General features: G+C 45.2%; 16 protein-coding genes and 1 pseudogene. 16 read left to right on the plus strand and 1 reads right to left on the minus strand.

Annotated features, from left to right (window positions below; all coding sequences use genetic code 11):
* The 10 genes from ACJ8J4_RS12820 (at window position 1) to ACJ8J4_RS12865 (ending at window position 16,069) form a co-directional block, all read left to right on the plus strand.
* A complete protein-coding gene (locus ACJ8J4_RS12820) occupies window positions 1-1,158 on the plus strand; it encodes a glycosyltransferase family 4 protein (RefSeq protein WP_141997639.1) in 1,158 nt (385 codons plus the stop codon).
* Entirely contained in the window at window positions 1,133-2,599 is a 1,467-nt protein-coding gene (locus tag ACJ8J4_RS12825; protein WP_197835324.1) for a hypothetical protein, read from the plus strand. Before ACJ8J4_RS12820 ends, ACJ8J4_RS12825 begins: the two co-directional genes overlap by 26 nt.
* Window positions 2,592-3,530, plus strand: a complete 939-nt coding sequence (locus tag ACJ8J4_RS12830) for an ATP-grasp fold amidoligase family protein (RefSeq protein WP_197832367.1) — start codon at window positions 2,592-2,594, stop codon at window positions 3,528-3,530. The genes ACJ8J4_RS12825 and ACJ8J4_RS12830 overlap by 8 nt, the downstream gene beginning before the upstream one ends.
* Window positions 3,527-4,588, plus strand: coding sequence for a glycosyltransferase family 4 protein (locus ACJ8J4_RS12835; RefSeq protein WP_141997645.1), 1,062 nt, complete (start codon window positions 3,527-3,529; stop codon window positions 4,586-4,588). The genes ACJ8J4_RS12830 and ACJ8J4_RS12835 overlap by 4 nt, the downstream gene beginning before the upstream one ends.
* Window positions 4,589-4,663: 75 nt before the next feature.
* Window positions 4,664-5,821: a glycosyltransferase family 4 protein gene (locus ACJ8J4_RS12840; RefSeq protein ID WP_197835326.1), complete on the plus strand. Its 1,158-nt coding sequence runs from the start codon at window positions 4,664-4,666 to the stop codon at window positions 5,819-5,821.
* Window positions 5,822-5,894: 73 nt separating this feature from the next.
* The gene (gene wbaP / locus ACJ8J4_RS12845) at window positions 5,895-7,328 is read left to right on the plus strand and encodes an undecaprenyl-phosphate galactose phosphotransferase WbaP (protein WP_197835328.1); all 1,434 of its coding nucleotides are present in this window, start codon (window positions 5,895-5,897) and stop codon (window positions 7,326-7,328) included.
* Window positions 7,329-8,134: 806 nt separating this feature from the next.
* Window positions 8,135-11,143, plus strand: a complete 3,009-nt coding sequence (locus ACJ8J4_RS12850) for a beta strand repeat-containing protein (protein ID WP_197835330.1) — start codon at window positions 8,135-8,137, stop codon at window positions 11,141-11,143.
* A 390-nt stretch (window positions 11,144-11,533) separates the two neighbouring features.
* On the plus strand, window positions 11,534-13,306 hold the full coding sequence (locus ACJ8J4_RS12855) for a type I secretion system permease/ATPase (RefSeq protein WP_025302175.1): 1,773 nt from the start codon (window positions 11,534-11,536) through the stop codon (window positions 13,304-13,306).
* A gap of 52 nt (window positions 13,307-13,358) precedes the next feature.
* A complete protein-coding gene (locus ACJ8J4_RS12860; RefSeq protein ID WP_025302176.1) occupies window positions 13,359-14,690 on the plus strand; it encodes an HlyD family type I secretion periplasmic adaptor subunit in 1,332 nt (443 codons plus the stop codon).
* Window positions 14,691-14,692: 2 nt separating this feature from the next.
* Window positions 14,693-16,069, plus strand: a complete 1,377-nt coding sequence (locus ACJ8J4_RS12865) for a TolC family outer membrane protein (RefSeq protein WP_025302177.1) — start codon at window positions 14,693-14,695, stop codon at window positions 16,067-16,069.
* A 20-nt stretch (window positions 16,070-16,089) separates the two neighbouring features.
* On the opposite strand, the pseudogene ACJ8J4_RS12870 reads toward ACJ8J4_RS12865, so the two are convergent.
* Window positions 16,090-17,206: pseudogene (locus ACJ8J4_RS12870) on the minus strand (IS3 family transposase).
* A gap of 495 nt (window positions 17,207-17,701) precedes the next feature.
* Between ACJ8J4_RS12870 and galE the strand changes: the two are divergent.
* The 6 genes from galE (at window position 17,702) to ACJ8J4_RS12900 (ending at window position 23,756) form a co-directional block, all read left to right on the plus strand.
* Window positions 17,702-18,721, plus strand: coding sequence for a UDP-glucose 4-epimerase GalE (gene galE, locus ACJ8J4_RS12875; protein ID WP_049205858.1), 1,020 nt, complete (start codon window positions 17,702-17,704; stop codon window positions 18,719-18,721).
* A gap of 371 nt (window positions 18,722-19,092) precedes the next feature.
* On the plus strand, window positions 19,093-19,626 hold the full coding sequence (gene rfbC, locus ACJ8J4_RS12880; protein ID WP_141969905.1) for a dTDP-4-dehydrorhamnose 3,5-epimerase: 534 nt from the start codon (window positions 19,093-19,095) through the stop codon (window positions 19,624-19,626).
* Window positions 19,626-20,486, plus strand: coding sequence for a dTDP-4-dehydrorhamnose reductase (rfbD, locus tag ACJ8J4_RS12885; protein ID WP_197818953.1), 861 nt, complete (start codon window positions 19,626-19,628; stop codon window positions 20,484-20,486). Before rfbC ends, rfbD begins: the two co-directional genes overlap by 1 nt.
* A gap of 166 nt (window positions 20,487-20,652) precedes the next feature.
* The gene (locus tag ACJ8J4_RS12890) at window positions 20,653-21,495 is read left to right on the plus strand and encodes a glycosyltransferase (RefSeq protein ID WP_072269816.1); all 843 of its coding nucleotides are present in this window, start codon (window positions 20,653-20,655) and stop codon (window positions 21,493-21,495) included.
* Window positions 21,496-21,616: 121 nt separating this feature from the next.
* The gene (locus ACJ8J4_RS12895; protein ID WP_049205867.1) at window positions 21,617-22,450 is read left to right on the plus strand and encodes an ABC transporter permease; all 834 of its coding nucleotides are present in this window, start codon (window positions 21,617-21,619) and stop codon (window positions 22,448-22,450) included.
* Entirely contained in the window at window positions 22,440-23,756 is a 1,317-nt protein-coding gene (locus ACJ8J4_RS12900; RefSeq protein ID WP_049205871.1) for an ABC transporter ATP-binding protein, read from the plus strand. Before ACJ8J4_RS12895 ends, ACJ8J4_RS12900 begins: the two co-directional genes overlap by 11 nt.
* Window positions 23,757-23,761: the final 5 nt, after the last annotated feature.

The following is a 23,761-nucleotide window of genomic DNA, read 5'->3' on the forward strand; positions in this document are numbered from 1 at the left end:
ATGCGAGTTCTCATTATTAATACCCTTTATGCCCCCAATTTTGTCGGCGGTGCTGAACGCTCAGTACAGCTTCTAAGTGAAGAGTTGGTTAAAAATGGAGACGATGTGCGTGTTATCTCGTTGCATAAGAGGTCAACTCGCGAGTGCGCAGTTATAAATGGAGTTGAGGTTGTTTATTTGCCGTTAAGAAACGTCTACTGGCCATTCGATAATTTACCCAGAAGATATGTAGAAAGACTAGTCTGGCATTTTATAGATAATTATAATCCCATGATGAAAGAATTAATTTCATCAGAGATCTTGTTGTTTTCACCTGACATTGTTCACACCAACAATTTGTGTGGATTTTCTGTTGCTGTATGGGATGCAGCACATAAGTGCGGTGTAAAGATAATTCATACCGCCAGAGACTACTATCTTTTCCATCCAAACTCAACGCTGTATAAAAAGGGAAGAAATACTAATGAGCGTAGCGTTAGCGTACTGATCTTTTCTTTTCTAAAAAAGTTAAAGTCACGAAAGGTTAGTCTTTTTGTTGGGATAAGTGATTATATAAAAAACTTCCATACTGTAAATGGTTTTTTTTCCTCCAGAGATGGTATAACTATTTACAATGCTGTGTCTATTAACCAGGCACAAAGAGAAAGAGATGATACTGTTAAGATAGGCTATATAGGTCGGCTTAGTGAAGAGAAAGGTTTTGATGACTTCTGTTCAGCCATTATTTTCTTGCGAAATAAAAATATTAGCATAGAAGCATTAGCCGCTGGGAGAGCAAATAACTCTAAAAATAGTAATGCTTTCGAAGTCTTGGCAGATGCAGCGAATGTTAGAATCAGTGAGTATAAGGATATCCAAGAATTTCTTTCAAAAATTGATGTGGTTATTTTGCCTACAAAGTGGAGAGAACCATTCGGACGGACTATTGTTGAGAGCGCTTTAGCCAATAAACCTGTATTTACGAATCCTATTGGCGGAATTGTTGAATTGATGTCTCTATTGCCCAATGTAAAGCCATTGGTATTAAAGGATGTTGAGCGAGAGATTTTAATTCCGAATGTTGCTTTCCCTGATACGCGCGATGTGATTGTATTTAGTATTGAAAAAACAACTAACGAGTATAAGAAAATATATGAAAGAGTCTGCAGCAGAACTTGAGCTTAAAGAAGTGCCTGGTGAGTTGATCTCAATCGATTCTTTCGTTTTTTTAGTTGGGTTGTTTTTCGCACTCTTCTATTTGTATTCGTTTTCTAAAGGTCGTGGTTTTAGCCGATATCTTTTTTTCTTTCTGCTATGTTATATAATTTGTTCATTTTCATCATATAACATAATGGTTATGCCAATACATGATTTTAATATTCCAATTGCGCGTAACTTTATCTATCATTATAAACTTTACTCAATATTATCACCTTTAGACATAGTTTCTATTGTGTTCTTATTTTTTGTGCTGTCTCGAGTCGTAATCTTAAAGGCAGATTACTTTAATGTTAACCCATTCATAATTAAAATACTGGCATTGATTGTTCTTCAAGCAGTTTTCATTGCTGTTATTTCTTCTTTTGGTTATTATGTGCACTTAACACAAGGTGGAGTGGCTAGTTTCAAAGATCATGCTGTCTACATCCGAGGTGTCATTTATTTCCTGACGATTTTAATTTTGTTCTTTAAAATATATCCTGAGTTAAAAAACTATAATTTTTATGATATTTTAAAGTTATTCATTGTAATTGATATAATTAATTTTATTTCAGGTTTAATTTCATGCGGTATCTACTATGATTTCTTATGGGAACGATATGGGATAAAAGTTACTATTATAGATCAAGACAAAATATATAATTACTTTACAATGTACGTGTTGATTTTTGTCGCAATGACTTTTTCCTTTAGCAAACCAGTAAAATTTATTCACTGGGGAGTACTGATTATCGGTCTCTTCATGTTTTTAAATATATATAAATTTATTTTTGCCATTGCTGCTATTTTTTTATTCTATGACATTTTAATTTCTGCGTTTTCAGGCGGAAAGTATAAATTAAAAATAGCGCTGAGTGCACTTGTTATAGCATTAACATTGCCAGCAACAGCACCTTTGCTAGTCAGCAAGTCGATGGGAACTCGCTCTAGTCAATTAAATGATTATTGGGAGTATACAGGACATTACTTCCCGGCAAACCTTATTGGCATAGGTTATGGTGGGAAATATATTTCACCGACAGGGGTTGCTGATAAAGGAGAGACAAAAAAGATCGATCAGTATCCTGAAGGGGAAGTTGTCTATAAAAAAAGTATTCAGATGCCGATGTTAACTCAGATTAAGAATAGTGGAGCTATTGGTCTTTCTTTTATGTTGGTTATGGCTCTCGTATTCATTCATCTCATTATTCATCAGAATGTTATGAAAAATATAACAATTTTTTCAACAGCGATTTTCTTTAATATTCTATGGTTGGCGGCTAGTACTAGCATCGTTATTCAGCCATATCCAATGCCTTCGCTTTCCTTTTTCAAGCTTTTGATTTTGGCTGTTTTGCTTATTCACTTTAAAGATGAGTCCGGAAAGCGGCAACCCATTACCGAGAATTTTCATGAATAGTTGGTTTTTTTTCGCAAAGAAATATTTATTCCGACTGATAAAAAGAATAATCCGTTTCGCTCCTTGGTGGGTTCAAGATTGTTTGGTTTTTCTTTATTATTTTAGACGTTTCCCTAGATTGAGAAACCCGATAGGCTTCAATGAGAAAGTGCTGTATAGAAAAAATAGGCAGTTTGAATTGAGCGCTTTTACTATATTGGCTGATAAATATAAGGTCAGACAGTATATCAGTGATACAATAGGGGCGGAGTTTCTTGTGCCTCTTATTTTTCATTCAGAACATCCTGTGAAACCTTCTGATTTAAAATTCGGATGCGATGTAATTATAAAACCAAATCACTGTGCTGGGCTTTATGTGATCGTGCCTGAAATAGCAGATGATTTTTTTATTAATAAAATCTGTAATGAGGTAAATAAGTGGCTTTCTATAGATTTCTCACAAGTCCAGAGAGAGAGACACTACAGTAAAATACCCCCTAAAATACTGATTGAAAAGCTATTGGGTGACGGAGTACAGGCTCCTGTTGATTACAAGTTCCATATATTCAATGATACTAATGGTCGGGTAAATTACGTGTTACAGGTAATCGATGATAGATTCTCCGGTAAGATTCGTAGATCATTTTATGTAAATAGTTTGGAAACTGTGTTTTGTAAAGAAGATGGGGCGGGTGGAATAGCTGTTTGTAGCAAGCTACTTGCTTGTGCATTGAGTAAAAGCTTAAAGTTGGCCGCTAAATTTGATTATGTCAGGGTTGATTGGTATATTCATTCAGGAAGTTTGTACTTTGGTGAAATGACATTTACGCCTGCTGCAGGATTTGGTACAGGCTTCGGTGATGAATTAGACTATGTGATGGGGCGCTTTTGGTCTATGAGTTCATTGGATCAATTACGAGTCTCCACAGCTGGATTGGAGCGCTATAATTGATTTACATTAATGCAAGATTTCTCACTCAGGAACTCACAGGGGTTCAGCGTTACGCCAAAGAGATCTCTTTAGCGTTGATGTTGCTCAGAGATGATATTATTTTTCTTGTTCCTAAGAACATTGTTTTTCAGGAGTTCGCTGAGTCTGCAACTATTAGAATTGTAGGTCGTAATACTGGTTATCTGTGGGAACAGTATGATCTACCGCGGTACCTGGAGACGCTGGGAAGTCCTTTACTTGTGAATCTTTGTAATCTAGCGCCGGTTTTTTACAAAAATAAAGTTATTACACTCCATGATATTACTTATAAGCGGTTTCCAAAGAGTTATAAATGGCAATTCCGAAGTATTTATAATTTTGTGACTCCTTTTTTGATTCGTTCATGCAAGAAAGTTGTGACAGTGAGCAACTTCTCTAAGAATGAATTGATTCATAATTTCTCATGTAATGCCGACGATGTGGATGTTGTTTATAATGCTGTGTCGAGAAGTTTTATTTACAATAGCGAAACCGTTTCTAAAACAGAAGTGAAGTACTTTCTGGCTTTATCGTCGCCTCTTTATCACAAAAACTTACGTTTTCTAATTGATGTTTTTTTAGCCTTCTCGAAAAAGTACGATGTTGAGTTGAGAGTTGTTGGTGATAGAAACCATGCTAACCTTTCGTTTGACAGTGATAAATTTGACGAGCTAAATGCAAGTCGTGTGAAATTTTTAGGAAGAGTCGATGATAATTCTTTATCAGAATTGTATCGAAATGCAGTGGCGTTTGTGTTTCCATCTCTCTATGAAGGATTCGGCATTCCACCTATTGAGGCTCAGGCCTGCGGCTGTCCAGTAATTTCTTCGAATGCAGCCTCTATGCCTGAGGTGTTACAAGACAGTGCCTTTTTTTTCTCGCCAGAGAGTAACGCCGAGCTATATTCTGCTATGGAACTGCTAATGTTGGATAAAAATTTAAGGGAAGAGCTAGTTGCGAGTGGGCGAGAGAACGCAAGAAGATTTTCTTGGAGTAAATCTGCAGAAAAGTTAAACTCTCTTTTGGATAGCATAATTTGATTAATTTCACGCTTTTCTTCCCTATAGACTTATATGGGGTGTTTTTAGAAATGAAAATATCCCTAGAGGTCAACAATGTCATATAGCAATGTTAATATTGGTGTTGTAGCAGATTGGTTAGTTACATATGCTGGTTCAGAGAGTGTTATTAAACAAATTCTTAATGTTTTCCCTGAATCAACTCTTTACGCTGTAGTTGATTTTTTAAATGAACGAGATCGTGCTGAATTATTTGATAGATCTGCGAAAACCACATTTATACAGCAGTTGCCTTTTGCAAAGAAGCTCTATCAATCATATCTTCCATTAATGCCTTATGCAATTGAACAGCTAAATATGAAGGAACATGATATTATCATATCGAGCAGTCATGCTGTTTCTAAAGGTGTTTTATCTGGTCCTGATCAATTGCATATTAGCTATGTTCATTCACCAATGCGCTATGCATGGGACTTGCAACATCAATATCTAAAAGAGTCCGGCTATGATTCCGGGTTGAGGGGAGTGTTGATTAAATGGTTTTTGCATAAAATGAGACTCTGGGATTGCAGAACTTCTAATAGCGTAGATCATTTTATTGCCAATTCACATTTCATCGCAAGAAGGATAAATAAAGTATATGGTCGAAATGCTGACGTAATTTACCCGCCTGTTGATATCTCTCAATTTGTTTTTAGAGAGTCAAAAGACGATTATTACATGACGGCCTCTCGACTTGTCCCTTATAAACGGATAGATTTAATTGTAGATGCTTTCTCGTTAATGCCAACTAAGAAACTAGTTGTCATTGGTGATGGTCCTGAAATCAAAAAAATTAAGATGAAGGCGTCTTCTAATGTCCATATATTGGGCTACAAAGATAAGTCGGTTCTTATCGACTATATGTCACATGCCAAAGCATTTATATTTGCAGCAGAAGAGGACTTTGGTATTGTTCCTGTTGAGGCTCAAGGTTGCGGAACCCCTGTTATCGCATTTGGAAGGGGAGGCGCTCTGGAAACCGTTAGACCTCATGGTACCGGAAAGGCAACAGGGCTATTCTTTGAGCGACAAGATGTTAAATCATTAATAGAGAGTGTTCATCGCTTTGAAAAAATTCAAGATAAAATTCTACCTTCCGATTGTTATAATAATGCGCTGAAGTTTTCTTCTGAGAGGTTTGATAAAGAGTTTAGTGAATATGTCAGAGAAAAATGGCTGTTATTTAATGAAAATAAAACGATTTTTTATTAATGGTTTTTAGTTAAGTATTCTTATTAATAGTGAATAAGATTGTTGTTCAAATTAGTTATGGATGGAAAACCCAATGTCAAATAGCCATGGGAATGTCAAAGGTTTTATTTCTAAGTTTGCATTGATTTTATCTGATCTGGTATTTTTTAATATATCGATATATATATCTTATTTTCTTATCGATAGGTTTTTAGATGATCCGGGTATTTATCTTTTATCTGATGGGTATGGCGTTAGAGTCCTGGTGCATTTTATTCTCTCTCTGATTTGTATTTTTTGGTTTCTCACTAGGTTACGGCACTATACCTACAGAAAGCCTTTTTGGTTTGAATTGAAAGAAACTGTTCGTACGTTGCTCATCTTTGCAGTTTTGGATCTTTCATTGGTTGCTTTTTCTAAGTGGAATTTCTCGCGTTACATTTGGATGTCTACTTGGTTACTGATTATTTTTCTTGTGCCGTTAGGTCGAATCATAACTAAGCACGTGTTGAATAAACTCAACTTATGGAAAAAGAATACTATTATTATAGGTTCTGGAAGGAATGCGATGGAGGCTTATGCTGCATTGCAAAGTGAAGAGGTACTTGGTTTTGATGTAACTGCTTTTTATTGTACTGATGTTCCGCGCAATAATATTTCGGCAAATGTCCCTGTAATTGAAACGGAAGAGCGGTTGTGGGAGATTGCTGATGTTGAAAATACGCAATTCATTGTCGCACTTGAATATGAACAGAATACGCTTCGCGATTGGTGGTTGAAGAATCTTGTTAAACACAATTGCCGTTCTGTATCGGTTATCCCTACTTTGAGAGGTGTGCCATTATATGGGACTGACATGTCATTTATTTTTAGCCATGAAGTTATGATTTTGCGTGTTAATAATAACCTTGCCAAACGTTCATCAAGAATCGTTAAGCGCCTATTTGATATAGTGGGTTCATTTTCTATTATTCTTGCATTATCACCAGTTTTAGTTTTTCTTGCTTATAAAGTATCTCGAGATGGTGGTAAGGCTATTTATGGGCATGAGCGTATTGGACAGAATGGTGTTAAATTTAAATGCTTGAAGTTTAGATCCATGGTCGTGAATTCTCAGGAGGTTTTGAAAAATCTCTTAGAAAATGATGTAGATGCTCGCGCTGAATGGGAAAAAGATTTCAAACTAAAAAATGATCCTAGAATTACAAAAATAGGCCATTTTATTAGAAAGACAAGTCTGGATGAGTTACCGCAGTTGTGGAATGTGTTAAAGGGAGAAATGAGCTTAGTTGGCCCACGACCGGTTATTGAAGCAGAGCTTGAACGTTACGCTGGTGACGTAGATTACTACTTAATGGCAAAACCTGGTATGACAGGGCTTTGGCAGGTTAGCGGACGTAATGATATTGATTATGATACGAGAGTTTATTTCGATGCTTGGTATGTGAAAAATTGGGCATTATGGAATGATATTGCTATTCTCTTTAAGACTATAGGCGTGGTTTTGAAGCGTGATGGTGCTTACTAATTAATTTCTTTTTCATTTTATTTATGCCTGAAGAAGGCCAGCTTTAAAATTTTCTCCGTTAAGGCTGGCTCTAATCATGTTGTAGTTTTACTTGAGTTCATTTGGCGCGACGTTTGAATATATAACGTTGCGACCTCCTTTCTATGATGTTTATTCCCTATCTTATTTCCCATATCCTTTCTCCGATGTTTGTTTTCCTACCTTATTTTATTCCCCATATCATTTCTTGATTCTCCTGCTATTCGATATGATGAATTTTATTCATTTTTCCTCTTTAAGTTTTTATTCGCTATCTCTTTATCTGTAACTTTTAGAGTTGTTTAATTTATAAAAATAAACCTTTCTCCACTTGGTAAGGTTTCTTGGGGGGAGGCGGCCCATCCCTTCTGATGGATTGTAGCTCTTTGTATTTTCAATTGGTTACGAAGTTTGTACTGCTATCTTAAGAGTAGAGGGGGGCTGATGCTCTGTTGATATTTGGATATGCTCTATATTCTACGCGTGGTTTTGCATTAATAAAACTTTTATGTTGAGATGATAATTGTTCGCGCCCTAATGTTAACTGATTTTATTTATAGTTTTTGTTATTTATTTAACTTCTTGTTTTTATTATTGTTTACCTGGTTTGTAATAAAATTCCTATTCCCTTGACAGCTTCGTGTTTTTGAACTTTTCTTTATATGCGAAGTAAGGGGGTTTTCGCACGCTATTCAATTATGCGGTAACAATTTATCGCTAACGCTAGGTTTTAAATCAGGTTTTGATTTTGCCTAGCTAAAACCATTTTATTTTTTAAGGATACGATTATGGCTTCTCTAGTGTACCAGAAAGAGGCGGCAGCGCTTCTTTTAGCTGTGCTTGGACAAAATGCATCGCCAAGCGTGTTTGACACTGTTGGTAATCAAATAGAGAAAGGGCAAACTACCGCCCAGGCATACATCTCCAGTCTGTTATCCTCCAGTGCTGGACAGGCACTCTATGCATCAAAAACAGACGTTGAAATTTTACAGAGTATCTACACAGCGGCCTATGGCAGCTCACCGACAACAGCGCAGCTGCAGGCGATTCTCGCGGGGAGCACCTTGAACGATGCAATATCAGACGCCGTTAATTCTTTGCTGAATTACAGTGGTTTTGATAGCGGCACGCTTGCGTCTCAGAGTAACTTCGATGTGCAACTCAATAACGTGCTATTCCCGGGCACCAGTGCCGCTGGTTCTGGTCCTGGTGTGTCGGATGCATTGGCACTCTATTATCTGGCTGGCATCGATCCTGTCACCAGTACTGTTATTACACTGGCTACACAGATAAATACTTCCACGCAATCCTTCTCACAAGTAGCCAATAAATTTGTTACCGATCGAGCAGCGCTCAATTCGTTATCAAACACAGATTTCATCAATAAGGTGTTTAATGAAGCCTACGAACGCGCTCCAAGCAACAGTGAGTTCTCCACTCTGAGTGCAATTCTCAGCGGGGGAGGGACTAAAGGTGATGTGTTGGTCACTATCATTACTGGATTGCGTGGCTCAGTGGGCTCCGGTGATACTGGGGCGCAGCAATTCTTCTTGAATGAGACACAGCCCGATAGTGCTGGTCAATTGGCCGGGTTGGCTGCTCGTGAGCAGGTTGCCTCAATCTACTTGGCTGTGCCCCAGCGTGACGTTGATGCACAAGGCTTGGATGACTGGAGTAATTATCTGGGCAAACATGGAAACACCTTTACTTCATTGACTACAAAATTGCTGACCTCGGTTGAGTTCCAGAAGAAAGGGGCTCAATTGACCGGCACGGATTTCATTCAACATGTCTACACTGGGGTACACGGTGTCGCTGCGACAGCCGCACAGCTTTTGGCGTATAGCTCGCTTGGGACGGATAAGGCACTGATTACTCAGGCTATTATCAACGACCTGCGCAACTCAACGGCCACTGACGCCACGACTGTAACCCAGCAGCATGGCTTTGAATACGACATCGGTACCAGCTTGCTGTACAAAACCGCTGCGTCTCTGACGGCAACAGCCGCCGGCGGTAACGCAACCGGCACCGTCAACACCGGCACATCGCATCAAATCAGCAACGCCGAAACAGCGGTACTGACGAATGTTCAACTGAACGCCAATGCCGCTAGCATCGTGAACCTGAAGTTCGCCGACCATCTGGCGAATCTGACCATCAACGGCACCAGCGCAGCAACGGTCAACTTGTCTGACAATGGTGTTAATCCAGGTGTAGATATCACCGTGAATAACGGCAACGTCATCCTGAACGCCAGTTCGGGTGCGGATGACGTAGTTGTCACATCGGCGGCAAACATTGCTACCGGTACCGCACAGTTCAACCTCGGCGCCGGCAACGACAGCCTGCACTGGGTGGGCAACGGGGTTTCCGGTGGGGCGAACACTGTCGCGAACACGGTTAAGGCTGATGGTGGTGCGGGTACGGACTCCATCTCCGCCAACTTCATCACCAAAACTGTAGTAACCAACCAAAACGCCCTGGGCGTTCGCACCAGTACCGTAACCAGCAACGCTAACAACTTCTCGAACTTTGAGAAAATTGACCTGACCGGCTATATCGGCAAGTCCGTCGGTACGCTGATTACGACTCCGCTAATCGGTTCACCGACCACCACCAGCGTCACAACGCCGACCCACACCTTTGACTTTGGCCTGACCAACGGCACATCTACGGTGGAAGGCACCACGGGCGGCACGGTTACGCAGAACGCGGCGGCCACCAACCTGGGCTCACAAGGTTTTGTGATCTCCGGTCTGGCTAACGTCAACGTCATTAACGCCGCCGGCGGCAACGCCGCGCAGTTGGAAGTGAAAGGGGACGCGACTTCCGCCAGTACGCTGAACTTCACCTTCGTGCAGAACGCCACCGATCATTTCAATATCAACTTTGATGCGGTGAGTTCTTCCAATGTGAATGCCGGCGCCATTACCCTTAACAGCAGCAGCAGCGCCTTGTTGGGCACCGCTCTGACCACGGTGAACGTGGCCTCAGGCGGTACCGGCAGCTTTGACAACATTCTGTCACTGGCCGGCACCAATGCGCAGGTTCAGACCATCAACGTGACCGGTGATCACGCGCTGGATCTGACGCTGGGCAGCGGTTTCAGCAACGTGCGTGATATCAATGCGTCCACCAACACCGGGGGGCTGAATCTCGACTCCAGCCATGGCGGTACCGGTGACGGTATCATCGTTCAATTGCTGAACATTCTGCCGCTGAGCGTCATTACCACCAACCTGTTGGCACCGGTATTGACGGCGTTGGGCTTGAACGGTTACCAGATGACCGTAGAAGGCTCCAGTGCTGCCGATACCCTGGGCGTGATTGGCAACACCACGCTGACCGGTGGCGCAGGTGCCAACACCTATGACATCAAGGCGAGTAACACGCAGGCGGGTGTGACCATCAAGGACTTTAATAGCCTCAAGGACTCGATTGTCGACGTGAACCATGGTGGCCTGACTATTTCCGATGACGCCAGCGGCACTGCGGTAGCGAACTACGGTACGCGCTCTGCCGACACGTTGGATGCGTTGTTGGGGACACTGGTGGGCGGTTTGACCAACGGCGTTATCGGCCTGTTGGGTGGTATCTTGGGTCTGGATAGCAGCAACTCGCTGACGGCGAAAGTGGGTGTGGCATCCGTTGTATTCAGCGGTGGCGGTAACACTGCAAGCTCGTATGTAATTATCGACAACAACGATAACCACACGCTGGACCTCAACGATACCGTGGTATACCTGACAGGGCAAAACCACCAGCAATTGGTGGATACTCTGCACTACGCGTAAGTATGAATTCCAGTGGGTTATAATGCCCATTGAAACTGTTAGTCAATCAATAATACGGGGTGTGTAAACACCCCGTATTCTTTGAAAATTGTGAACTACGTCATTATCTCTAATTTATTCCCTTTCGTACTAAACTTGCGTTGCCCTGTCTACTATTTACCTCACTGTTTTCATTTGTTTTTTTCTGTAGTTCGTGAGGCGATTTTTTTTGCTTACGGCCTTGCTGATATCCGCTTTCTCTACCTATAGTTAGAAAAAGTATCTGCAGTCTCGAGCATGTCTGGGGTGGGGGTTCTTTAGGATTTATTTTATTTTTCCCTTTTTAGGATTTTCCTTATAAGAGTCCAATGCGGATTTTGACTGACAGTGCACATGATGTAAGGGCAGAAAGTGAATCAATTTATACCGCGCAATGAAATTGCGGATGTTATACGGACTCGCAGTAAGGTTTTTTGGACCGTTGGCATATTTACCGCATTTATTAATTTATTAATGCTAGTTCCTTCTATCTATATGCTCCAGGTTTACGACCGGGTGCTTCCTTCGCGTAATGAAATCACGCTGTTGATGCTGACGCTGATCATGCTGGGCATGTTCGGCATGATGTCGCTGTTGGAATACGTGCGCAGCATGGTGGTGATCCGTATCGGCAGTCAGCTGGATATGCGTCTCAACACGCGAGTCTACACTGCGGCCTACGAGGCGAATCTGAAAAACGGTTCTTCTGACGCCGGCCAGATGCTGAGCGACTTGACCAATCTGCGCCAATTCCTCACCGGCAGCGCGCTGTTCGCCTTCTTTGATGCACCGTGGTTTCCGATCTATCTGTTGGTGATATTCCTCTTTAACCCTTGGTTGGGGCTGTTCGCCCTGGTCGGTGCACTGTTGTTGATCGCATTGGCGGTGATCAACGAAATGGTGTCGAAAAAGCCGCTGGCGGAAGCCAGCAAGCTGTCGATTATGTCCGGTACGTTGGCCAGCACCAATCTGCGAAATGCCGAAGTGATCGAGGCTTTAGGGATGTTGCCTAACCTGAAACGCCGGTGGTTCGGTCTGCACCAGCGATTCTTGAACAGCCAACGCATCGCCAGCGAACGCGCATCGCGGGTCACGTCGATCACCAAATTTGTGCGCATGTCGCTGCAATCACTGGTGTTGGGGCTGGGGGGGTGGCTGGCTATCGATGGGCACATCACGCCCGGTATGATGATTGCCGGCTCCATTCTGATGGGGCGAACGCTGGCGCCGATTGAGCAGGTTATTAACGTCTGGAAGAGCTACAGCGCGGCGAAGCTTTCTTATGGCCGGTTGGTCAAGCTGCTGGAAACGCACCCGCAACGTGGTACCGGTATGTCCTTGCCGCGTCCGGAAGGGGTGCTTGCCGTAGAAGGCGTCACCGCTACGCCGCCGGGATCCAAAGGCGATGCGGTATTGCATAACGTGAGTTTTGCCATTCAGCCTGGTGACGTGCTGGGGATCATTGGCCCGAGCGCGTCGGGGAAATCGACGCTGGCTCGTTTGCTGGTCGGCATTTGGCCGGTCAGTGAAGGGATTGTTCGGTTGGATAATGCTGACATCTATCAGTGGAACAAGGATGAGTTGGGGCCGTATATCGGCTATCTGCCGCAGGACATTGAGCTGTTTGCCGGGACTATCGCCGAGAATATCGCTCGCTTTAACGAGATCGACTCAGAGAAGGTCATTGAAGCCGCTAAGTTGGCCGGTGTGCACGAACTGATCCTGCGTTTCCCGAACGGCTACGATTCGGTGCTCGGCAACGGTGGCGCTGGGCTGTCCGGTGGGCAGAAACAGCGTATCGGCCTGGCGCGCGCACTGTACGGCGACCCTTCGCTGGTGGTTTTGGATGAGCCTAACTCCAATCTGGATGATGCGGGCGAGAAAGCGTTGAACCAGGCCATTATGTTCCTCAAGCAACGTAATAAAACGGTGGTTCTGATTACCCATCGCACCAATTTGCTGTCGATGACCAGCAAGCTGTTGCTCTTGGTGAATGGCAACGTCAACGCGTTCGGCCCGACTCAACAAGTGCTTCAGGCGTTAGCCAATGCGCAAAAAGCGCAGACGCAACAGCCTCAGCAAGCGGTGAGGGCGGTAAATTCTGAGCCAGATGAAGGCAATATCCCAAAAACGCAAATTAATTAAGCCGTGAATTGCCTGATGGCTTTATTGCCGTCCGCAGTTTAAAGGAGTTGGTATGTCGACGCACATTGGCGAGCCGCAAGACTCGTATATTGAAGAGATCCCACAGGATGAACGGCGGTTTACCCGGATGGGCTGGCTGGTCGTGGGAATTGGTCTGTTCGGATTTTTGGCTTGGGCAGCGTTTGCGCCCCTGGATAAAGGGGTGGCATCACCGGGATCGGTAACCGTTTCCGGCAACCGCAAAACGGTGCAGGCACCGGCCAGCGGCATCATCAAAAATATCGCGGTGAAAGAGGGCGACAAGGTGAAAGCCGGTGAAGTCCTGGTGCAGTTGAGCCAGGTGCAGGCACAGGCGCAGGTCGATTCCCTGCGCGACCAGTACTACACCACGCTGGCCACCGAAGGGCGTTTACTCGCCGAACGCGATGGTCTGAGTAGCGTCACTTTTTCTCCCATTTTTACCCAGATCAAGGATCAGCCGCGTGTGGCTGAAATTATCGCGTTGCAAACGCAGCTGTTCGCTTCCCGCCGCCAGGGGCTGCAAAGTGAAATTGACGGTTATAAGCAGTCGATGGACGGGATTCGTTTCCAATTGAAAGGCCTGCAGGATTCACGCGTCAACAAGCAGATCCAACTTTCCAGCCTGCGTGAACAGATGAACAGCATGAAGCAGCTGGCTGCGGACGGCTACCTGCCACGCAATCGCTATCTGGAAGTTCAGCGTCAGTTCGCCGAAGTGAATAGCAGCATCGATGAAACTGTCGGGCGGATTGGCCAATTGCAAAAGCAGCTGCAAGAATCTCAGCAGCGTATCGATCAACGTTTCGCCGACTATCAACGCGAGGTCAGAACGCAACTGGCACAAACCCAAATGGACGCCAGTGAGTTTCGCAATAAGCTGCAAATGGCCGATTTCGATCTGGGCAACACCGCCATCACCTCACCGGTGGACGGCACCGTGGTCGGATTGAATATCTTCACTCAGGGGGGCGTCGTGGGAGCGGGTGACCACCTGATGGACGTTGTACCCAGCCAGGCGACGCTGGTGGTGGATTCTCGCCTGAAAGTCGACCTGATCGATAAGGTGTACAACGGGTTGCCGGTGGATCTGATGTTTACCGCCTTCAACCAAAACAAAACCCCGAAAATTCCGGGAACGGTCACGTTGGTTTCCGCCGACCGTCTGGTCGACAAAGCCAACGGTGAGCCTTACTACCAGATGCAGGTTACGGTCTCACCGGAGGGCATGAAGATGCTCAGTGGCGAGGACATCAAGCCGGGGATGCCGGTAGAGGTGTTCGTGAAAACGGGGTCGCGCTCACTGCTGAGTTATCTGTTTAAACCTATTTTGGATCGCGCTCATACTTCATTAACCGAGGAATAATTTTGATTCAATCAAAACGACAGGCTGCCGGTCTGGTTATCGGCACCCTTTTGTTTGCGATATCTGCGCCGGTTTATTCGATAGGGATTTTAGACGCATATTCGCTGGCATTAGAAAAGGACCCGACCTTCCGGGCGGCTATAAAAGAGAAAGAAGCGGGAGATGAGAACGAAAACATCGGCAGGGCGGGGCTGCTGCCGAAAGTGTCGTTGAACTATCAGAATTCGCCGCGCAATTGGCAGACGCAAAAATATCCGCAGAGCGACTTTTTCGGCAATGTTTCGGAGGTCACCCGGCGGCAACAATATCGCAGTTATTCCAGTTCGATCACGCTGACGCAGCCGCTGTTCGATTATGAAGCGTACGCGCGTTACAAAGCCGGCGTAGCGCAGACGATGATGTCGGACGAGCGCTATCGCAGTAAGTTGCTGGATCTTGCGGTTAGGGTGATTAACGCCTATGTCGAAGTGGCCTATTCCAAGGATCAAATCGCGTTGGCCGAAGCGCAAAAGGCGGCTTACAAGGAACAGTTGACCTTGAACGATCGCCTGATGAGCGCCGGTGAAGGCACCATTACCGACGTATCAGAAACCCAGGCGCGCTACAGCCTGGCCGAAGCGCAGGTAATCGAGGCGCGCGATGCGCTGGACGCCGCGCAGCGCGAATTGGAAGTGATTATCGGCATACCGCTGAACCAACTGGATGAATTGCAGGTTTTGCGGCCGGGCAAGTTTAAGGTGGCGCCGCTGATCCCGTCCAAATTTGAAGAGTGGCAAAAGATCGCGCTGGAGAACAACCCGGTGCTAGCCGCCTCGCGTCATGGCGTGGATGCCGCTAAGTATGACGTCGAAAGGAATCGGGCGGGCTTTATGCCGCAGGTTCAGCTGTATGCTTCGCATTCGGAAAACGATTCCAGCAGCGATAACACGGTTAACCAGAAATACCGCACCGACAGTATCGGCGTGCAGGTCAGTATGCCTATTTATTCCGGCGGCGGCGTTTCGGCGTCGACCCGGCAGGCGGCGGCGCGCTATGGCCAGGCGATGTATGAAATGGATGCGCAGACGGGCACCACGCTCAACGATCTGCGCAAGCAGTACAATCTGTGCATCAGCAGCCGCGCCAAGGTGGCGGCCTATGAGCTGGCGGTACAGTCTGCCACCACACAGGTGACGGCGACCCGGCAAAGCGTGCTGGCCGGGCAACGTGTCAACGTTGACGTGCTCAACGCCGAACAGCAGCTCTATAGCGCTCAGCGCGATCTGGCCTCCGCCAAGTACGCCTACATCAAGTCCTGGATTACCTTGCTGAGCGACTCAGGGACGTTGGACGAGAAGGATGTGCTGCGCGTGGCGCAGTATTTTGCCCGCAGTCGTTAGCAATATATTCACTATGATGACTAGTCCTGATATAGGTTGACACTTTTCAGCCAGATAGCGCCCGATGAACCTCATCGGGCGTTTTGTATTTTCTCGACAGGTGCGGCCGCCGTGTGTTGTAGAGGGCCACCGACTCCCTGACCATCTTTCTTGCCTGCGCGATATCTTCTGTCTTGCCGAGCAGGTATTCCCTGTCCGAGTGATGCACCAACGGCAACGCCGTGCGTCTGCCGGCCAGTGCCATTTTGAACGCGCAGGCGACATGCCGGGTATGCAGACTGTCATGCACGTGTTATCCCACGATTTTTCTCGACCAGGCATCCGTTACCAGGCTGACATACGCCGTCCCCGTTCTCAGCGGCAGGTAGGTGATATCCGCCACCCATACCTGTTCCGGACGGCTGGCTATTACTTGATTGTCTCCCGCTTTTAGCAGGTTGGGATGGCGATAAAAACGATGATGGCTGTGCGTCGTCTTGTGATATGCCCGTTTAGGCATCACCAGTAACCGCGCGCAGCGCAGGATACTGAACAGCCGGTCACGGCCCACATGCAACGCCGGTTCGGGGTGTTGCCGCAACAGGTGATGCAGCTTACGTGTCCCCAGTCGGGGTTGGTGCAAGCGGATGGCCGTCACCTGTTCGACGAGATGCCGGGCCTGCTCCTCTTTGCCTGCTTCACGCTGCAGGGACTGATACCACGCTTGTCGGCTGATGCCCATCCATCGGCAGGCCCGCGTTACTGTGAGTCCCGGTACTTGTGTTTGCGCGATAAGGCGGTTAGCTGCTTTTTTGTCAGCGTGGCGCCAAAGTCGGTGTTCATCACTTTGACGACAGCTTCGAAGAACTGGGCTTTGACTTCAGATTCAGCCAGTTGCTGCTCAAGTTCTTTAATACGCTGTTCGGGCGTCAGGGGGAGTTTGGGCATGTTGTCTCCGCACGTTCTGGTGGAAGGAGAAGTTCGCCAGTCAAGTTGACCGTATTTGCGCAGCCAGTTCATGACAGTCTGGCTGCCTTGGATACCGTAGCGATCTTGCGCCTGGCGGTATGTCATCTCGCCTTTTTCGACCTGTTCGACGACAGCCAGTTTAAAGGATAGAGAGTAATCGCGTTGTGTGCGTTTAATATACTGGTTCATCACATTTTCCTCTGTGCGTGAGTAAAATGTGTCAACGCTATTCAGGACGGGTCATGAGCATTAGTCTGAAAGAGTAGTACTATGCTGCTCTTTTTGGCGTTAATACGTTATGTTATCGGCTGGTGGTTCCTTTCATTCTTTCGCTGGTCTGTTCTATTTTCATACATAATCTTGTTAAGAGGCGCGTGGCGAGAGATAGCAGATATTGTTAGCAAAAACGTAACAATTGGCTGAAATTGACTTAGGTTGATGAACCCAGTTATTCAGGCTACATCAGCATGTTGTGCGCAAAAGGGAATATTCTGGGGCTGTCTAAGACAGCTCTTTTCGTTTGTAAGTTTTCAAAGCCAATCGTACCAAGGGAACTCTGGGGACATATGGATGGTCAATTATGATCGAAAAGGCGTGCGTGAGTCCAAGCTTCGTTTAAAATCAATTGATTGCTTAAAGAAGACAGTTCATCTTGAGCGCCAGTGGCGCGAGTAAGGAGTTTTTATGGCGGTTTTAGTCACCGGTGGGGCCGGTTATATCGGTTCTCACACTGTTCTGGCTTTGTTGGAACATGGCGAAGATGTCGTAGTGTTAGATAATTTATCGAACTCTTCCGATGAGTCTCTGCGTCGCGTTGAGAAACTCGCGGGCAGAAGTGCTCAATTCTACCAAGGCGATATCTTGGATGCTGAGTGTCTGCACCGTATCTTCGAGGCTCACGCCATTTCGGCCGTGATCCATTTTGCTGGGCTAAAGGCTGTCGGAGAGTCGACGCGCAAGCCGCTAGAGTATTATCAGAACAATGTCACTGGCACGTTGGTATTGTTGGAGGAAATGCGTCGTGCGGGTGTGCATAAGTTTATCTTCAGTTCTTCTGCCACGGTGTACGGTACTCCAGAGCAAGTTCCTTTGACTGAGACGTCACGCGTTGGCGGTACGACGAATCCTTACGGCACGTCGAAGTTGATGGTAGAACAAATTCTGCAAGATTTCGCTAAAGCCGAACCGCAATTCTCCATTACCGCCTTACGTTACTTCAACCCGGTCGGTGCGCACGAATCTGGCATGATCGGTGAAGATCCAAATGGTATTCCTAACAATCTGATGCCTTATATTGCTCAGGTGGCAATCGGAAAACTGGAGAAACTGTCAATTTTTGGTGACGACTATCCGACACAGGATGGCACGGGTGTCAGAGATTACATTCATGTCATGGATTTGGCTGAAGGTCATCTCAAGGCGATTGAACACATCGATGAACACCAAGGTTTTACGGTCTATAATCTGGGGACTGGGGTAGGGTATTCGGTGTTGGAGATGCTCCATGCTTTTGAAAAGGCTTCAGGTCGCAATGTAGCTTACCAAATTGTACCACGTCGAGAGGGCGACATTGCAGAATGCTGGTCCGCTCCAGAATTGGCGTTCAAAGAATTGGGATGGAAGGCTACCCGTGATTTGGATGCCATGATGCGTGATGCGTGGAATTGGCAGAAGAACAATCCTCGGGGTTATCGTCCCGGTTGATAGCGAAGTTCGTTAATGACAAAATATGGCATAATGTAAATTAATTGTAACCAACGAGGGCTCGATTGACCATTTCTATGTTGGTTGCAATTAAAATATGTTTAATAACAATGAGATATCATGATTCACCCTTCAGTGAGCCACATAAATTTTGACTATTTTTTGTGGATGAGTGTCGGATATTTTGATTAATTGTGCTAATCTCCGATACCTTCGTCTACGGTGCGTTCATTGAGCTATCCAAAATTTATTCTCGTTTAGTTTCTGTTCGAAAACTGGGCGAGTGGGTAGTGATAGACTGCTGGGGATGCATGTTCAGGCGGCCATCCTTTGGGCCTCTGAGGTGAGCGTATTAGTTAGCAGGTTACCTAATGAAAGTGATTGAGACACCAGTCGCAGGTGTGAAGTTGATTGAGCCGAAAGTGTTCGGTGATCATCGTGGTTTTTTCGTCGAAACGTTTCAAAAAAACCGCTATCAAGAAATGTTAGATATTGATGTGGATTTTGTTCAGGACAACCATTCGCGTTCTTCTAAAGGAGTATTGCGTGGTTTGCATTTCCAGCGAATCAAACCCCAAGGCAAGCTAGTCCGAGTTGTACGTGGGGAGGTCTATGATGTTGTAGTGGATATCAGGGTCGATTCGCCGACGTACAAAAAATGGGTTGGTGTTCACTTGTCGGAAGATAACCACCACCAACTTTGGGTTCCGCCAGGTCTCGCACATGGTTTCTTAGTGATTTCAGACATTGCTGATTTCGAATACAAGTGCACAGAGTACTATGATCCTGCTAGCGAAGCATGCTTGCTTTGGAATGATCCTGAAATTGGCATTGATTGGCCAGTCGATGAGCCATTGCTATCGCCAAAGGATCTACAAGGTAAATTACTTAGAGAGCTTTTTTAATGCGTGTACTTTTGACAGGTTCTATGGGGCAACTGGGACGCTGTTTCAGCGATAGGTTTCCTACCGATTGGAGCCTGCTAGCACTGGACAGCAAGCAACTTGACATCTGTGATTCTGATGCGATTGAGCAAGCGGTGACGGAATTTGAGCCCGATGTTATCGTAAACGCCGCCGCTTATACTGCTGTTGATAAGGCTGAATCTGAACCAGATGTAGCTAAAGCAATCAATACCTACGGGCCTGGCTACCTGGCAGCAGCAGCTGCTGCACGAAATATTCCTTTTGTACACGTATCAACCGACTATGTTTTTGATGGCCGTTCGGAAGAACCCTACTGCGAAGATGCTCCCTGCTCGCCACAAAACATTTATGGTAAAACCAAGCTTGAAGGTGAGATTGCTGCGCTGAAGGCTAATCCAAAAACTATTGTAATAAGAACGGCTTGGGTGTTTAGCGAGTACGGCAATAATTTTGTTAAAACGATGTTGCGCGTCGGGTCACAAAGGGGTGAACTTGGCGTGGTAAGCGATCAGCAAGGCTGCCCGACTTATGCCGGTGATCTCGCTGATGCCATAATCTCCATGCTGCAAGAACCAGGTGAATACGGTGTCTATCACTTTTGTGGTGATTCAATGGTTTCTTGGTATGAGTTTGCGCAGATAATTTTCCAACAGGCTACTGAAAGTGGGCTATACCCACATCAGGTCATCGTGAATCCGATTACTACGCAAGAGTATCCTACACCTGCGTCCCGGCCTGTATACTCTGTTCTTAACACTGATAAGATCTGCGCGTTGAATCTTAAACCTAGCGCTTGGCGCCAGCAGTTACATGCTGTGATTCGCAAACTGTTGCAGTAGGTGGATCTTGGTTTGCATGGAATAAAAGGGGATAATTTTATCCCCTTTGATGTTTTTGTTTATTGGTGACGGTTTGCGTTCCAATAGACGAGTGATAATACATCAGCCATCACACTCTTGTAACTGATTGTTTTTTAATGATTATTGGTTAGGAACTTCATACGGCATGTTTTCAAAACAAAAACAATACCAAATTGTTGCTTCAATCGTATTGTATAACCATAGCTATGCCCAACTAGAAGACACGTTACTTTCTTTGCTTAGCGAAAAATGTGTTCAAAAAATAGTTTTGGTTGATAACGGTGGTTCTGAATGGGCTGCAAAACTAGATAATCATCGCATTAGTTATATTTGTGCGGAAGCCAATAACGGTTTTGGCTACGGCCATAATCTGGCAATGAAGCGTTATCTGAATGAATGTGAATATTTTTTGATTTGTAACCCTGATATCAGTTTTACCTCGGGGGCGCTCGAGAGTCTCTACAATTTTGCGCGGAACCAAAAACACCGCTTTGTTTCTCCTCGCATTCAATATAGCGATGGGCGATTCCAATACAGTTGCCGCTTACTGCCTACACCTGCCAATTTGTTTCTTCGGCGCTTTTTCCCTAAATGGGGAGCTAAGCTGGATGCCACTTATGAAATCCAGCGTGCTGATTACACTAAATCCTTCGCAGTTCCTTCAGTTTCTGGTTGTTTTATGCTGGTTGAATCCACGTTGTTAGCGAACTTGGGAGGATTTGATGAACGGTATTTTATGTATTTAGAAGATGTGGATTTGTGCCGCCGGGCTTTGTCAATGAGCGATATTGTCTACTTCCCTGGTGCTACTATCATCCATGTTTTTGGTAAAGGTTCTTATAAAAACCTTAATTTATTCATTTATCACATGAAATCAGTTGTCTTATATTTCAATAAATGGGGATGGTGGCACGATCCACAGAGATCCAAGGTGAATACTACCTGTTTGAAGACTATTCCCATGACTTCTCCTGAAATCAAGCGGTAACATGATTGAAGATGATGTCTATGTTTTATGAGTTCAATTACATCTAAGGTATTGATTATGTTTGTTATGACTGGATGCAATTTCGAAGCGCAAAATGTTGGTATGGCAGCGGGGTGGGGTAATGAGTAATCCTCATAAATCGCAGCCTCTGTCACCCCTAGCTCTGATCCGTAACATTTGGGGGTTCAAATCGCTGATCTTGCAAATGACAAAACGTGAGGTTGTTGGGCGATACAAGGGTTCCACTATGGGACTGGCATGGTCGTTCCTCAATCCTTTGTTTATGTTGACGGTCTATACATTTGTTTTTTCGGTTGTTTTTAAAGCACGTTGGTCCGTCGGTGGCGATGAAAGCCGTACGCAGTTTGCTGTAATCCTCTTTGTTGGCATGATTGTGCATGGTTTTTTTGCCGAGGTGGTTAATCGGGCACCGCAAATTATCCTAGGGAATACCAACTATGTGAAGAAAGTGGTTTTCCCTTTGGAAACGTTGCCAGTGATTGGGTTATGCGCTGCGTTGTTCCATACCCTGATCAGCTTGGTTGTACTGCTATGTGCATTCTTTTTATTCAACGGTTTTCTGCACTGGACCGTCGTTTTTATACCGTTAGTTTTCTTGCCGCTGGTCGTTTTTTGCCTTGGATTGGCATGGATATTGGCATCCCTGGGTGTTTTTATACGCGATGTTGGTCAGACGACTGTCATTATCACAACGGTTATGATGTTTTTGTCACCAGTATTTTTCCCTATCACGTCGTTACCGGAAAAATATCGCATTTGGATAATGCTTAATCCCCTAACATTTATTATTGAGCAATCACGGAATGTCTTAATTTGGGGGCGTTTGCCTGAATGGCAAGGTTTAGCTGTTTACACCCTGGCGGCATCATTAGTTGCATGGTTCGGTTTTGTATTCTTCCAGAAAACCAGAAAGGGGTTTGCTGATGTCCTCTAATGAAATCGCGATCCAAGTGACTGCATTGAGCAAATGTTATCAAATTTATGATCGTCCACGAGATCGTTTAAAACAGTTTTTTGCTCCGAGGTTACAACGTGTAGTACGACGTGAGTCTCGCCGCTATTTCCGCGAGTTTTGGGCACTTCGCGATGTCTCATTCTCTATTAAGAAAGGTGAGACCGTAGGTATTATCGGACGAAATGGTGCAGGTAAGTCAACGTTATTACAGATGATATGCGGTACGCTGACTCCAACTCAGGGAGAAATACAAGTCAATGGCCGTATTGCGGCCCTACTTGAGTTAGGCGCAGGGTTCAATCCTGAGTTCACGGGGCGAGATAATGTCTATCTTAATGGCTCTGTTCTAGGTTTTTCCCGTGAACAGATCGATGAGCGTTTTCAGGAGATTACTGACTTCGCAGATATTGGCGAGTTTATCGATCAACCCGTTAAAACATACTCAAGCGGGATGTATATTCGTCTGGCTTTTGCTGTCCAAGCCTGTGTCGAACCTGAAATCCTTATCGTGGACGAGGCGTTAGCCGTAGGCGATATCGGTTTTCAATATAAATGCTATAAACGCATGGAGGCTCTTCGTGCTAAGGGGGTCACTATTATCATGGTGACCCACTCTACCGGTAGTATTCTGGAATACGCTGACCGTTGTTTGGTTATGAACAATGGGGAGTTAGTGGGCGACACCTATGACGTACTGGCTGCTGTTCTGGCTTATGAGAAAGGAATGCTGTTGTCGCAAGCAGTGAAACGAGAGAATACGGGCAAGATCTCCTCGTCTGTTGTGATGAATCAATCTGACTTGCAGGGTTTGCAACAGGGGCAGTTGAATACCGAAGTGGGAGAAAAGCGCTTTGGCAGTGCTCGAGCGATTATTCAAAATCTCGAAGTGATAAAATCGGATGGCACTTCACTCTCCGATAAGCCTTTGGTACGTTCTGGTGATGAACTGACCTTGGATTTTACTATCCTTGCTTCAGAAGAGATTCGAGATGTTGCCTTGGGAATCTCCATCTCTAAAGCGCAGGGGGGAGATATTTGGGGGGACAGCAACATTGGAGCCGGCAAACCTTTAATCCTCAAGGCTGGTGAGCAGCATGTGATTTATAAGGTTAAATTGCCAATTAACTCAGGAGATTACCTGGTTCATTGCGGCTTGGCATCGCTGCAAGGCGGCGAGCGAGAAGAGTTGGATCAACGCAGACCAATGATGAGATTGAAGTTTTGGTCCTCTCGTGAACTCGGGGGGGTTGTTTATGCCCCTATCAGTGTTTTAAGCGAGGAGTAATTAGA

The sequence above is a fragment of the Serratia sp. CY47280 genome (assembly GCF_052168655.1).
Taxonomy (GTDB): domain Bacteria; phylum Pseudomonadota; class Gammaproteobacteria; order Enterobacterales; family Enterobacteriaceae; genus Serratia; species Serratia bockelmannii.

Bases quoted from the DNA above. Each gene is read 5' to 3' on its own strand.
- ACJ8J4_RS12860 (WP_025302176.1), top strand. From the start codon at position 13,359: ATGTCGACGCACATTGGCGAGCCGCAAGACTCGTATATTGAAGAGATC.
- ACJ8J4_RS12895 (WP_049205867.1), top strand. From the start codon at position 21,617: ATGAGTAATCCTCATAAATCGCAGCCTCTGTCACCCCTAGCTCTGATC.
- galE (WP_049205858.1), top strand. From the start codon at position 17,702: ATGGCGGTTTTAGTCACCGGTGGGGCCGGTTATATCGGTTCTCACACT.
- ACJ8J4_RS12825 (WP_197835324.1), top strand. From the start codon at position 1,133: ATGAAAGAGTCTGCAGCAGAACTTGAGCTTAAAGAAGTGCCTGGTGAG.
- rfbC (WP_141969905.1), top strand. From the start codon at position 19,093: ATGAAAGTGATTGAGACACCAGTCGCAGGTGTGAAGTTGATTGAGCCG.
- ACJ8J4_RS12840 (WP_197835326.1), top strand. From the start codon at position 4,664: ATGTCATATAGCAATGTTAATATTGGTGTTGTAGCAGATTGGTTAGTT.
- rfbD (WP_197818953.1), top strand. From the start codon at position 19,626: ATGCGTGTACTTTTGACAGGTTCTATGGGGCAACTGGGACGCTGTTTC.
- ACJ8J4_RS12900 (WP_049205871.1), top strand. From the start codon at position 22,440: ATGTCCTCTAATGAAATCGCGATCCAAGTGACTGCATTGAGCAAATGT.
- ACJ8J4_RS12820 (WP_141997639.1), top strand. From the start codon at position 1: ATGCGAGTTCTCATTATTAATACCCTTTATGCCCCCAATTTTGTCGGC.
- ACJ8J4_RS12830 (WP_197832367.1), top strand. From the start codon at position 2,592: ATGAATAGTTGGTTTTTTTTCGCAAAGAAATATTTATTCCGACTGATA.
- wbaP (WP_197835328.1), top strand. From the start codon at position 5,895: ATGTCAAATAGCCATGGGAATGTCAAAGGTTTTATTTCTAAGTTTGCA.
- ACJ8J4_RS12890 (WP_072269816.1), top strand. From the start codon at position 20,653: ATGTTTTCAAAACAAAAACAATACCAAATTGTTGCTTCAATCGTATTG.
- ACJ8J4_RS12850 (WP_197835330.1), top strand. From the start codon at position 8,135: ATGGCTTCTCTAGTGTACCAGAAAGAGGCGGCAGCGCTTCTTTTAGCT.